Origin of the sequence: Chitinophaga agrisoli (assembly GCF_008386695.1) — a bacterium.
GTDB classification, from domain to species: Bacteria; Bacteroidota; Bacteroidia; order Chitinophagales; family Chitinophagaceae; genus Chitinophaga; species Chitinophaga agrisoli.
In genome coordinates, this window is record NZ_VUOC01000001.1 from 520,306 (window position 1) to 533,477 (window position 13,172).

The window sequence follows — 13,172 nt, forward strand, 5'->3', positions numbered from 1 at the left end:
GGGTTCTTGTGTGACCGGTTGCCACTTATCCAGGCGGCGCAGGTATTTACATCAGATGGTTCAGGTATCACTTATTTGAGCAGGCTGTGGATGTTCATTCTTAATAAATGCATGCAGATAACCGCAGTAAGTATCACTGTAATATCCGTAGCGCCAGTTAATTGATGGCCCGCAATCGTTAGCATCGCCACTAAAATAAGTGGTGCGCATATGCTGCCGTGTTACCCGCGAAAATGCTGCATTTTTTTATCTATGGCGCCGGGAGGTAGCCATGGTGGGTGACTTGGATAGGTGAACCCTGCTGAAATGCCCGGTTTAAGGGAGAATATACGGGTTGCACACGGGTGTCATATAAGTGGCATATGGATGGCTTATGGAGAACAACCTGAAGCGATGCGGCTGAATATGACATTACAAGCGCACCGGTGACCTTTGAACGGAATTTTATTCTTTGCGGGAATAAACAGGTGCGCGACGTATATATTCCTTTCAGGAATAAAAATTGTGTTATATGTATATTCCTTACAGGAATAAATCGATCTGTTAATAATAAATTAATGTAGCAAAAAAGTGGAATGAAATTATACCGCAGGGATTTGTATCAGCGTACAGAACGTCATTTTACGGCAGTGCCGAACACCGGTGTATACTGGAGAAGAGCACGCATTTTGCAGTAAGATCTGCCATCAGCATATAAAGATCTAACCGTTAATTGTTTCCCTGAAAACACCTACGCATACACTAACATATATTTAATTAAATATGCGTCTCAGCCGCTATAGCTACTACTTTCTGTCCAATTTAAAAAAATCAAAAATCTAAATACAGAGTATATACGTAATTATACTTGAAACCTGAGAGTCATAACCTAAAATCCATTCCGTGCCCCCTATGATAGATCTGTCCTATGATTTTATCATAACGCTACAGCAGGAAGTACTGCGAAGATTTGGCGTAGAAGTAATGTTACCGGGAGATTGTAAATATCTCTCCCAATCCATCCTGGACGCCACCACGAAACTGGTGAGCGAAACAACCCTCAAAAGAGTGTTCGGATTTGCTGTGGCCCAACATAGCTTTTCCCGGTATACACTTAATACCTTATCGCAATACTGCAATTATAAGGACTGGGAAGATTTCCAGAGTCATCATTACAAACAACTCAGCGGCGACCTGACCGTTGATAACAGTAAATGGGCCGACATGAAGAACAAGGCGGACGCGGTTTCCCATTACACCATGGTGACGCTGAAGAACCGTTCCGGCATCCCCTACGTATACACGGTTCCGCGGCAATATTGCACCTCGCATATTGAGCGCTTCCTGGAAAGCGATTATGCCGCTACGGCATTAATAGCGCCGCCCGGCTGGGGTAAGTCCGTAACGTTGGTGCATGTAGCGGAATACTTTTGGTTTGGCAAGGAAGCCCGTTATAAACAGGATATCTGCTGGTTCATACACGCACATGCGGCAGGCAGCCTGCTGTTGAAAGGGTTCTCGCTCTCCTCCTGGCTGGATAACCAGCTGAACCTGGGTAGCGGCGAAAACTTCCGGGAATATTTTGCGAGTCATTTTGATAAAAAGGGCGGCCGCCTGGTGCTGATCATCGACGGGTTTGACGAAATTGCCGTAGCAGGCGATAAGCTGCGCCTGATGTATACCAAGCTGGAGGATTTTGTTTATTCCAATGACCTGTTCCCCTGGGTGAAAGTGATCCTTTCCATCCGCAGCAGCACCTGGTCAGAGATCTTTCAGCACTCCGTACAGTACCCGGCCTTCCGGCGCTACTGGTACCTGGGCGCAGAGATGGACGAGGAGACGAACATCAACCTGCCCCTGCTCACGGAACAGGAGGTAAAATCCATCCTGTATAATCACCAGTTTGACCCGGCAACGGTGCGTACCTTCAGCGAGCACTTCCTGCAGAAGTTGCGGTATCCGTATTATCTGCAGTTGTTTTGTCAGCTGAATGCCGGACCGGAACAATCCTTTACCGATGAGCATTTAAGCCTGTTTGAGATCGTTTCGAAATTTATTCATCAGCGGGTGTTCAGCTCGCAGAGTAATTCGTTTAAAATTAAGATCATTGAGCAGCTGCTGCAACTGCTGGATTACGGACGGGGCGGACAATATACCGATAAACTGCTGCTGCTCAACCAAAACCCGGATCATTTTCCGGCGTATAAAGAGCTGCTGGCGGATAATATACTGGTAGAAGAGAACCTGAGCCAGGAGATCATGTTCCATGTGAAAGTGCGTTTTGCGCATAATTTTCTGCTGGAATATTTTACGGCCATGTATTTTATACAGGAAGGCGGACAGGTAATTAGTGAAACGATGCTGCAGCGGGTGCTGCAACACCTGCCCCCCTCCTCTTACCGCGCCAGCGTGTTTAAATGGCTGCTGCGTTATGCTATCAGCCATGATCAGCAGGAAGCTATCCATAAAATGTTCTATCTGCCGCTGACCAACGTGGAAAAATCTGTACTATTGGAGTACCTGGTGCTGCATTATCAACATGAAGGCGACCGGCTGGTGGAACTGAAGACCATTTTCCCGCAGGGGTATTTTAAGAAACATCCGCTGAGCGATTTTATCAGCGAAGATTTTATGCAATTTGGCAAACGGAAGGTGTTACTTGCGTTGTTGCCCCTGGCGGATGTGCAGGAGGATAAGCTGAAAGTGCGCAGTATCCTTTTTCAGCTGTCGCTGATGCAGCTGGATGCGGAGCAGTGCGAGCTGGAGCTGAATAATATTAAAAAGATCTGTAGCAAAGATCCACTGGATGAAGGGCTATGGATCACCCCGTATGAAATTTATCTGTTCATTTATGAGTACCTTAAATTTGGTATTTTGAATGCGGGGATCAAGGAGAAGATTTATAATTACACCCGTTATTGGAGCGGCAGTCCGCAAAGGCCGTTCTCCGTATCCCAGGAGATTGTATACCGTAATATGGGGCTGGTTTTTATCTTGCTGGAGGACCATGCGCATCTTTTTAACTTCAGTAAACGGCTGTTTGAGAATTATCCATCTTTACAATACAGGAAATCTGATAGCTTGCGGCAAACGCTGCTTTGCTGGCAGGCGTATGCCCAATTGAATATGGGTAATCATCAAACGGCGGAGAAGATATGCCGGCATGTGGACCAGGTGCTGCGGAAGAATGCGGCGGAGCTGTATAGTGTGAGGCATTTGGAGGCGTTGCAGAAGATCATCCTGGCGAATGTGTATTATAACGGGCAAGAGTATAATAAAGCGATCCGTGCGGCGGAGGCGGCGATGGAGACTACGCAGAAGCAGGATCTGAAATTGCTGGCGCTGATGAATTTTTCATTACTTAGTAAGATATACAGGCAGTTGCAGATGGATAAGCAGTTATTTCAGGCGCAACAGCAGGTGGAGTTGATACAGAAAAGTACGTCGTTTAAGCAGGCGGCGCGGTTGTGGTGATTTTTTTGTTTCACCCGCTGTGGATTAATTCCTGGGAGTGTATCCATGTGCTAACAAGCAACCACATTAACATATTGATGGAGAGCAACCTAACCCGCTCCCCCTCCCGCACGACATGCAATCTGCGTTGCCGGCAGGTTCCGGGGTGGGGCCTTGGCTGGCGCGGCTCTTGCAGCCAAACTGCAAAACGAACAACCCGCGGCAGGCGCAGCCCCACAGAGGAACCCTGCCGGCATAGCCTATTCCATCCCCCACTCGCAATACTCCACCCACCGCGCTCCACAGCCTAATCCCAACCATCAAACACACACCAACATTAATCACCAAACGCCCAACATCAACCTTCGACTATTAACTATTAGCTGTTGACCATTAAGTATTAAGTATCAAGTATCGACCATTAACCACCAACTATTAACGATCAACCGTTAAGTATCAACCTATATCTATAACTGTCCATTACTCTGATTCTAAAATAAAACTTCTCCTTTACCTCTCCCTAAGCCGGATGGCTTATCTCTAGGATAAAATCCGTATTTTAAAATATATTTGTTATTTGGTCTTCTTAAACCGGTACGGCGGGTTGGAGAAATATTATTATTAGCATGGCGATTGACGAAAGTAAATACAGCAGCTTCCAGCAGTTCCTGCTCAATTTATTGAGCGTGCTTACTGTGCTGCCGCTGGCGCCCTATCTGAACCGGTATATACCCCAGATCGTGGCCGGGGGCTGGCATCTGGATATGATGGTGGCCATTGTGGCCTCCTTCCTGTTTACGCGGCTGGTGCTGTGGATATTTAAACCCCTGATCATACCGGTGTTTGTGCTGGTGTGCGGTATATTGGCCTTTAACTATTTTGCGGGCCGGTACAGCTTTTACAATGTGCTTAATGACTACAAAGGTATGGTGCAGGGTAACTGGGGCGCCAAAGACAGCAAACAGCTGGATATCCTGAGCCTGTACCCACGGCGCGTGGAAACCTATCGTGATAAAACGGTACGGGGCATCCGCGATAAGATCAATTACCAGGACTCTGTAGTGCGCAACTTTTCTGTGCTGCACTCCCTGGAGAATTTTGATGAGTACTTCCCGAAATATGGGAAAACGGTGCGCTTCCTTTCCCTCTTCCACTATATTAATACCCATTTTAAGTATGTGCAGGACGCCCGGCGCGATGAATACTTTGCCACGGCCCGGGAAACCATTATGAATGGCCTGGGGGGTGATTGTGATGATCATTCCATCCTGATGGTGTCCTGTCTGCAGTCCATTGGGGCCCGCTGCCGTATCGTACTGGTGCAGGGGCATGCTTATCCGGAACTGTTTTGCGGCGATAAGGCTGATTTTGAAGCCATGAAACAGGCGATCATCACCCTGTTCCCCAGACCGGTAGTGCGGGAGATCTATTACCATGAGATGAAGGGCAGCTACTGGATCAATCTGGATTATACGGCGCGGCATCCTGGCGGCCCGTATATGAATGACAAAGTATATGCACTGATAGAGCTGTAAAAGTCTATCCATGAAATACGTACTGATCAGATACGCCATGATAGATACATCCTGATCGGGCCCCTTTCACCCCGTTTTAAATCTGCAGGGTTATATTTGCAACATGAGCCGATTTAACCGTCTCCGGAAATTCCACAGCTTTTTCCGGTTTAAACAGGATTTTGAGCAGTATAGTCTGAAGAAAGCGCGTAGTTACGAGATCATTATTCACTGGCTGCATAACAAACTAAACCGTACCCAGTTCCTGATGCTCTCCGGCGTGCTGGTTGGATTGGCAGCTGGATTTGCCGGTGTGGTGCTGAAATTACTGGTGCATTATATTCACTATGTGATCACTTATAAGGTGCACTTCAGCGCACAGGTGATCTTTTATGTACTTTTTCCTTTCCTGGGTATTGTCATGACCACGCTGGTGGTGATCTGGTTCTTTAAAGGCGAGAGCCGTAAGGGGATACCCGCCATCCTGTACGAAATAGCGCAGCATAGCAGTCAGGTTGCTCCTGTTAAGATGTTTTCGCAGATCATACAGAGCGCCATTACCGTGGGGCTGGGCGGCTCCGCAGGGTTGGAAAGCCCGATTGCGGTGACAGGATCGGCCATTGGTTCCAATTATGCCAGCAATTACCGGCTGGGTTATAAGGAAAGAACGCTGCTGCTGGCCGCCGGCGCCACTTCCGGTATTGCCGCTGCCTTTAATGCCCCCATTGCGGGAATGATGTTTGCCTTTGAGATCCTGCTGACAGGAGTGGTTTTCTCCGATTTTATTCCGCTGATACTGGCGGCTGTTTGCGGCAGCCTGCTTTCCAAAATGATCCTGCAGGAGGAGGCGCTGTTCCATTTTGAGTCGCGCGTGCCTTTTAACTACCATAATATACCTTACTACATTATCCTGGGACTTCTTTGCGGCATCTATGCCCGTTATTATGTGATGATCTATCAGCGGATAGAGCATCTTTTTCACCACCTGCACTGGACCAAACTGCAGAAGGCGATGCTGGGCGGGGCCATCGTATCCCTGCTGTGCGTAGCCATGCCGCCGCTGTTTGGCGAAGGTTACCAGTCTGTAAAACTACTGGTGAGCGGTAATGCCAATGATATTATACAACATAGTTTTTTACGGTACCTCCCGGCGCAGAGCTGGATCATACTGGTATTTACCGGCTGCGTATGCCTGCTAAAAGTGTATGCCACCTCCTTTACCATCCATGGCGGCGGAAACGGGGGGAATTTTGCGCCTTCGTTGGTTGCAGGCGGTTTCCTGGGGTATTTTTTCGCGATGCTGTGCACCCAGCTGGGCCTGACGGATGTACCTATGGTGAACCTGGTAATAGTGGGCATGGCAGGCGTGATGGCGGGCGTACTATATGCGCCGCTGACGGCTATCTTCCTGATAGCGGAATCCAGCTCCGGATACGATCTGTTTATTCCGCTGATGATCGTATCCACTATCTCTTTCCTGATGGCCAAATGGTTCTCTCCCATATCGCCGGATCTGAAGGAGATGGCGGAAGCCGGCAAGATCTTTACCCGCGAGCACGACCGGAACATCCTTTCTATCCTGAAAATAGAAGAGGTGATGGAAACTGATATACCGCAGATCAATATCAACGCCACCCTGCGACAGCTGGTAGAACTGATCAAACAAGGGCGGCGTAATATGGTGGCCGTGGTGAACCAGGACCAACAACTGGAGGGGATCATTACCCTGGAAGATATACGGCCCATTATGTTTAACCCCGAACTATATGACACCGTACATGTAATGGTGCTCATGAAAGCGCCGCCAGTCATTATTCACCCGGAGGATAGTGTGGCGGTTGTAATGCGGAAACTGGATGAAACCCATTCCTGGAACCTGCCGGTGGTAGCGCAGCGCCAGCTGCTGGGCTTTGTGTCTAAATCAGGGATATTGAACAGGTACAGGCAGCTGTTGCAGGAATACTCGGATTAATGTGCAAATGTGCAGATTTGCAGATGGGGAAATGGGAGGATGGGAGGATGGGTGAACCTCTAGGAAAAATTTATTACTATTGATCAACGAATTAACATATAAAATGATGGTGGGGGTGAATCTGCAGGCATCTGCACATTTACACATCCGCACATCTGCATATTAAACTTATGGCCAAAATACTGATCCTGTTTGCGCACCCGGCATTGGAGAAGTCGCGCGTACATGTTACGCTGATCAATATCATCAAGGGGATACCGGGTATTACGGTGCATGATCTGTACGAGATCTATCCTGACATGAATATAGATGTAGACCGGGAGCAGGCGCTGTTAACACAGCATGATATCATTTTTTTCCAGTATCCTTTGTACTGGTACAGTCCGCCGGCTATCATCAAGCAGTGGCAGGACCTGGTACTGGAGCATGGCTGGGCCTATGGGCACACGGGCAAAGCCCTTAGCGGCAAGTGGACGGGTAATGTGCTCAGCACCGGCTCCGGCAAAGACGCTTATCTGCCGGGCGGGCACCATGGCCATACGCTGGCGGAGTTCCTGGTGCCGTTTAAACAAACGGCCCGCCTGTGCAATATGACTTTTCTGCCGCCTTTTGTTATACATGGCACGCACCGTATGCGGCGGGAAGAGGTGCCATTCTTCTGTGAGCACTTTGGATCGATACTGGAAGGGCTGCGGGATGACCGGTACACCCCGGAAATGATTGCCCAGGCTGTGTATCTGAATGACCTGCATGATCTGGGTAAAGCTGATTAAATTATGCGGCCGGTTTGACCGCTTACGCATGCTATTACTGACATTACGCGCTATTTGCTGATCTTAGCCTCCAATTGCTGACTTTAAACTGAAAAGCATGAATGAACATTCCTTTTTCTTTACGGCAATGATCTACCTGGCCGCCGCGGTGGTGTGTGTGCCGGTGGCCAAAAAGCTGGGCCTGGGAGCGGTACTGGGGTACCTGCTGGCTGGCATCTTCATTGGTCCTTATGTAATGGGATTCATTGGCTCAGAGGGCCAGGACATCATGCATTTTGCGGAGTTCGGCGTGGTAATGATGCTGTTCCTGATAGGTATAGAGCTGGAGCCTACGCTGTTATGGAAAATGCGCGCTCCTATTGTTGGCATGGGCGGGCTGCAGGTGCTGGTAAGCACGGTAGCGATCGCCGCGATTGCCTGGTGGGCGGGCCAGCCCTGGCAGGCGGCGCTGGCGCTGGGCATGACCTTATCGCTCTCCTCTACCGCTATTGTGCTGCAGACCCTGAAAGAAAAAGGACTGATGGCCTGTGCCGCCGGACAAAGCGCATTTTCCGTGCTGCTGTTCCAGGATATAGCCGTGATACCGATGCTGGCCATTTTTCCCCTGCTGGCCCCTGCCGGCGCCGTCACCGGTAATGGCGGGCACACACTGCGCGAGGAATTGCCCGGATGGGCGCAAACCCTAATGGTGTTTGGCGCGGTGGTCCTGATCATACTGGCGGGCCGTTACCTGGTACGCCCGCTGATGCGGGTAATAGCGCGTACCCGTGTGCGGGAGCTGTTCACCACTTTTGCGCTGCTACTGGTGGTAGGTATTTCCGTACTGATGACGGTAGTAGGCCTCAGCCCTGCGCTCGGAGCTTTTCTGGGCGGGGTGGTGCTGGCCAACAGCGAATACCGGCATGAGCTGGAAAGCGATATAGAACCTTTTAAAGGCCTGTTGCTGGGCCTGTTTTTTATAGCGGTGGGCGCTTCCATTGATTTTGAGATGCTGATGAGCAGCCCCCTGTTGATGGTGGGGCTGGTGGTAGCCTTGATGGTAGTGAAATTCCTGATCCTGTTTGGTTTGGGAAAACTCTTCCGGCTAAGTACAGACCAGAACCTGTTGTTTGCCAGCAGCCTTTCGCAGGTAGGGGAGTTTGCTTTTGTACTGTTGTCGTTTACCCGGCAAACGGGCATCCTGCCGGCGCAAACCACCAGCGTTATGACGGCGGTAGTGGCTGTGAGCATGGCGCTTACCCCGCTGGTGATCCTGGCTTATGAGAAACTGCTACAACCCCGGTTTACCGTCAAAGAAGAAAAAACGCCCGGCCGCGAAATGGATACCATCCCGGAGAAAAATCCTGTGATACTGGCCGGTTTTGGAAAAGGGGGAAGTGTAGTGGGCCGCTTTCTGCTGGCCAATAACGTGCCTACCACCATACTGGACATGGACTCTGACCGGATAGACCTGCTGCATAATGTAGGTATACAGGCCTATTATGGTGATGCTTCCCGGTACGACCTGCTGATGGCCGCCGGCGCAGCGGAAGCTAAGGTGATCATCATCGCCACCGATACCATAGAACAAACCATTGCCGTAGTGAAGGAAGTACGCAAAAACTTCCCTAACCTGCAAATGCTGGTGAGGGCGGAATCACTGCCGGATACTTTTGACCTGATGGAGCTGGGTATTCTGCATATTTACCGCGACTACCTGGATACCTCCCTGCGTATGGGAGCGGATGCGTTGCATATACTGGGGTACCGCGCCTATCATGCGCAAAGGGCGGCCAGCACTTTCCGGCAGCATGATGAAAAAGCCGTTAAGGAATTATCTGCCCTGCGGGCCGATAAGAAGACCTATCTGAGCGCTTTCCGGGAACGGATAGAAGAGATTGCCAAGCTGATGCAGACTGACAAGGACAAAACCTGGGATGCCGAGAGCCAGAGCTGGGATGAGACCTCGCTGATAGCAGAAGAAGGGGAACGGGTGAAATAAGCGCGGCTAGATGCCAGGCTCTCCGGGTTTGTTAGTGTCTGACGCCGGCGGATTGCCTTTACCTGGTTCCTCAGGGCCGCCGTTTATAAGATGATCTTCGATGCGGGTGGCCACATCCGCCAGCAGGCCGGCATCTATATCTTTAGTGGGGCCTTCGCCGTAGGATACTGCGCGCAAACCGCCTTCTTCGTCCATTTCGTAGATGATCTCATGCTGCTCGATCATCACCTTAAATACTACTTTATATGCCTGCATCACAGGCTGCACTTCCAAAATGTGCGGCCTTCCGTTGTATTCGAATTTGAGTAAAAACTTGTCCACGCGTATTAAGATTTTCAGTCAGCCCAAAAATAACCGTTTTATTGGTACAAGAGTTGAGGCATATTATAAAAAAATTTAAGCGTATGGCACAGCTTGTTTTGTTATCCAGCGAGATACAGCCGTACTCTCTGAAGGATGACGGTACCTTTCCGAATAATGCGCATCTGCCCGTTTTATATTATGAAGATTGCCTGCAACTGCCAGATAACTTCTCAGCAGGCCCGGCTATTGAGGCATTATTCGTCAGCAATCAATGGGGCGGCGTTTGGCAGAACGGCATCCAGACATTCCATCATTACCACAGCACTTCGCATGAGGCGCTTGGCGTGGCCAGCGGCCATGTAAACCTGCAGCTGGGCGGTCCGCACGGTGTAGTGCTGGAGCTTAAAAGGGGCGATGTGGTCATCATCCCGGCGGGCGTAGCCCATTGCAACCTGGACAGCAGCACGGATTTTAGCTGTGTAGGCGCTTATCCACGCGGGCAGGAGCAATACGATCTATTAAGCGGAGAACCCGGCGAACGGCCGGATGCAGACGCCCGCATGTCGTTGCTGGCATTACCGGTCATAGATCCGGTGTATGGTACAGACGGCCCGTTGATGAATTACTGGGTGGAATGGAGACAGAAAGTATGATCTAACCCGGTGACCGGTAACCCATCATTGTTGGGCGCGGGCAATTCCCAGCTCCAGTCCTATTAGCGCCGCCAAACCTTTCATACGCCCGATAGCAGAATAACCGGGATTACTGTGCTTATGCTGATCATCCAGCATACGATGTCCGTGATCCGGGCGGAAGGGGATCGGTAACGGCTGCTGTTGTTGCAGTTCCAGCAGTATTTTCATGACGGCGTACATATCTACATCGCCCTGCAGGTGATCTGCCTCAAAGAAATTGCCATTACCCGCCTGCTGTACATTGCGGAGATGCACAAAATGAACGCGGTTACCGATCATCTGCAAGATAGCCGGCAGATCGTTTTGCACGCCGGCGCCCAGGGAACCGGTACAATAACAGATGCCATTGGCGGGGTTATCTACGGCATTGAGAATAAAAGCAATATCATCATACCCGGTTACGATGCGGGGCAGACCCAGCACATCAAAAGGGGGATCATCCGGGTGGATGGCCAGCTTCATATCCAGCTGCGCCGCTACCGGCGTTACCTGTTCCAGGAAGTATTTTAAGTGTTGTTGCAGCTGTTCGCGGGTGATGTTAGCGTAATGCGACAGGCGTTCCCTGATACCGGGTATATCCAGCTTCTTTTCACTGGGAATGCCTAAAAGGATGGTATCTGCGATGGCCTGTTTTTGCGCGGCGCTGTAATACTGCCAGCGGCGGGCGGCTTCTTCTACCACGGCGGGATCGTGATCCCGGGCGGCGTTCTCCCTTTCCAGTAAGTGAATATCAAACAGGGCCAGGTCTGCACGGTCAAAGTACAGAGCTTCCGCGCCATTAGGCAAACGGTAGCTGATATTGGTACGCACCCAATCCAGCACGGGCATAAAGTTATAGGTAACTATACGGATGCCGCAGGAGGCGAGGTTGCGGAGGGTTTGTTTGTATTTTTCGATATAGTCCTGGTAATTGCCGGTTTGTGTTTTAATGGATTCATGTACGGTTACGCTCTCCACTACGTCCCAGGTAAGGCCGGCATCTTCAATTAATTGTTTACGCGCGGCTATTTCTTCCACCGGCCATATTGCTCCATGCGGGATCTGATGTAAGGCCGTTACGATGCCGGTAGCATCGGTTTGGCGGATATCTTGCAGGGTTACCGGGTCTTCTGGTCCAAACCACCGCCAGGTGGGCTTAAGTAATTTCATACGTTGTGGAATTATTGGCATAACTGAAATGTAACGTGTAAAATAGTAAATGATCCCTAATTTTATCGCATTTAATACGACCGTATGAGACCATGCCTTTTCCTTTTATCCTGTATCCTTTTCCTTATCGTTTATACTGCAGCCGCACAGGACACTGCCCAGCTGATAGTGCCCGGCCGCAGTAACAGCGCCGCACAACAGCAAAAGCCCTATGTGATCCTGATCTCTATTGACGGGTTCCGGTATGATTATGCAGAAAAGTTCCAGGCGCAAAACTTATTACGGCTATCCGGTAATGGCGTAAGGGCCAGGGCCATGCAGCCCAGCTTTCCTTCGCTTACTTTTCCCAATCACTATACATTGGCTACGGGTCTTTATCCCGCGCATCATGGCCTGGTGGACAATACCTTTTATGACCGCAGCCGGCAAAAGGAATACCGTGTAAACAACCGCGATGCGGTAGAAGATGGTACCTGGTATGGCGGCACGCCTTTATGGGTACTGGCAGAACAGCAACAAATGGTAAGCGCCAGTTATTTCTGGGTAGGCTCTGAAGCGCCCATACAGGATACGCGGCCTACCTATTATTTCCGGTATAATGAGAAAGTAGGTATAGACCGCCGTATACAGCAGGTAGTGGAGTGGTTAAGCCTGCCGGCAGACAAACGTCCGCACCTGATCACCTTCTATTTCCCGGAAGTGGATCATGCCGGGCATTCTTACGGACCGGATGCTGACAGCACACGTCATGCGGTGCAGTTTGTAGACGCCGCCATTGGCAGGATGAACGAAGCAGTAGCGCGGTTACAATTACCGGTGAATTTTATCGTAGTATCGGATCATGGTATGATACAGGCAGATACCGCACATGCGTTAAAAATATCCAAAGACCTGCTCCCGGCCGATTTCAAAGTTGCTGCCTCCAATGAGAAGATCATGTTATACAATGATGACCCGCAGCGCGTGCAGGAGATCTATCATACCTTAAAAGCACACGCAAACCATTACCGGGTATTGCTGAAGGCGGAAACGCCCGCCAGATGGCATTATGGACAGGAGGACCGTTATAACCGCATTGGCGATATCATATTATTGGCAGATGCAGGTTATGCCTTTGGCAGCAGTAACGGGCGTGTATCACCGGGGCATCATGGGTATGATAATAACCAGGCGCGGATGAATGCTATATTTATGGCCTGGGGGCCGGCATTTAAACAGCATTATACCATGGGCGCCTTTGCCAACATACATGTTTACCCATTGGTAGCCAATATATTAAACCTCACTATCAATACGCCTATAGACGGTGATCCGGCGGTATTAAAAAATGTATTAAGGCCATGAGGTAAAAAC

The 13,172-nt window shown here is 50.0% G+C and carries 9 protein-coding genes; 7 read left to right on the plus strand and 2 right to left on the minus strand.

Annotated elements, in window-relative coordinates; all coding sequences use genetic code 11:
- Positions 1-891 precede the first annotated feature (891 nt).
- From F0L74_RS02095 to F0L74_RS02115, 5 genes are all read left to right on the plus strand, one after another.
- Entirely contained in the window at positions 892-3,453 is a 2,562-nt protein-coding gene (locus F0L74_RS02095; RefSeq protein WP_149836185.1) for an NACHT domain-containing protein, read from the plus strand.
- 605 nt (positions 3,454-4,058) lie between these two features.
- Positions 4,059-4,967 carry a transglutaminase domain-containing protein gene (locus F0L74_RS02100; RefSeq protein WP_149836186.1) on the plus strand — a complete coding sequence of 303 codons (909 nt, stop codon included), beginning with the start codon at positions 4,059-4,061 and terminating at the stop codon, positions 4,965-4,967.
- A 103-nt stretch (positions 4,968-5,070) separates the two neighbouring features.
- Positions 5,071-6,918 (plus strand): chloride channel protein, encoded by a 1,848-nt coding sequence (locus F0L74_RS02105; protein WP_149836187.1) that lies wholly within the window; start codon positions 5,071-5,073, stop codon positions 6,916-6,918.
- 170 nt (positions 6,919-7,088) lie between these two features.
- The gene (locus tag F0L74_RS02110; RefSeq protein WP_149836188.1) at positions 7,089-7,691 is read left to right on the plus strand and encodes an NAD(P)H-dependent oxidoreductase; all 603 of its coding nucleotides are present in this window, start codon (positions 7,089-7,091) and stop codon (positions 7,689-7,691) included.
- Between the two features lie 97 nt (positions 7,692-7,788).
- Positions 7,789-9,672 carry a monovalent cation:proton antiporter-2 (CPA2) family protein gene (locus F0L74_RS02115; RefSeq protein WP_149836189.1) on the plus strand — a complete coding sequence of 628 codons (1,884 nt, stop codon included), beginning with the start codon at positions 7,789-7,791 and terminating at the stop codon, positions 9,670-9,672.
- A gap of 6 nt (positions 9,673-9,678) precedes the next feature.
- Here F0L74_RS02115 and F0L74_RS02120 read toward each other — a convergent pair whose 3' ends face one another.
- The gene (locus F0L74_RS02120; protein ID WP_149836190.1) at positions 9,679-9,993 is read right to left on the minus strand and encodes a hypothetical protein; all 315 of its coding nucleotides are present in this window, start codon (positions 9,991-9,993) and stop codon (positions 9,679-9,681) included.
- Between the two features lie 83 nt (positions 9,994-10,076).
- Here F0L74_RS02120 and F0L74_RS02125 point away from each other — a divergent pair, with 83 nt between their 5' ends.
- The gene (locus tag F0L74_RS02125) at positions 10,077-10,628 is read left to right on the plus strand and encodes a cupin domain-containing protein (protein WP_149836191.1); all 552 of its coding nucleotides are present in this window, start codon (positions 10,077-10,079) and stop codon (positions 10,626-10,628) included.
- 24 nt (positions 10,629-10,652) lie between these two features.
- Here F0L74_RS02125 and uxuA read toward each other — a convergent pair whose 3' ends face one another.
- Positions 10,653-11,819 carry a mannonate dehydratase gene (gene uxuA / locus F0L74_RS02130; RefSeq protein WP_149836192.1) on the minus strand — a complete coding sequence of 389 codons (1,167 nt, stop codon included), beginning with the start codon at positions 11,817-11,819 and terminating at the stop codon, positions 10,653-10,655.
- An 84-nt stretch (positions 11,820-11,903) separates the two neighbouring features.
- On the opposite strand from uxuA, the gene F0L74_RS02135 reads away from it, so the two are divergent.
- Positions 11,904-13,163 (plus strand): alkaline phosphatase family protein, encoded by a 1,260-nt coding sequence (locus tag F0L74_RS02135; protein WP_149836193.1) that lies wholly within the window; start codon positions 11,904-11,906, stop codon positions 13,161-13,163.
- Positions 13,164-13,172 lie beyond the last annotated feature (9 nt).

Coding starts and splice junctions, on each gene's coding strand:
- F0L74_RS02125 (WP_149836191.1), top strand. CDS start 10,077: ATGGCACAGCTTGTTTTGTTATCCAGCGAGATACAGCCGTACTCTCTG.
- F0L74_RS02110 (WP_149836188.1), top strand. CDS start 7,089: ATGGCCAAAATACTGATCCTGTTTGCGCACCCGGCATTGGAGAAGTCG.
- F0L74_RS02115 (WP_149836189.1), top strand. CDS start 7,789: ATGAATGAACATTCCTTTTTCTTTACGGCAATGATCTACCTGGCCGCC.
- F0L74_RS02100 (WP_149836186.1), top strand. CDS start 4,059: ATGGCGATTGACGAAAGTAAATACAGCAGCTTCCAGCAGTTCCTGCTC.
- F0L74_RS02135 (WP_149836193.1), top strand. CDS start 11,904: ATGAGACCATGCCTTTTCCTTTTATCCTGTATCCTTTTCCTTATCGTT.
- F0L74_RS02105 (WP_149836187.1), top strand. CDS start 5,071: ATGAGCCGATTTAACCGTCTCCGGAAATTCCACAGCTTTTTCCGGTTT.
- F0L74_RS02095 (WP_149836185.1), top strand. CDS start 892: ATGATAGATCTGTCCTATGATTTTATCATAACGCTACAGCAGGAAGTA.
- uxuA (WP_149836192.1), bottom strand. CDS start 11,819: ATGAAATTACTTAAGCCCACCTGGCGGTGGTTTGGACCAGAAGACCCG.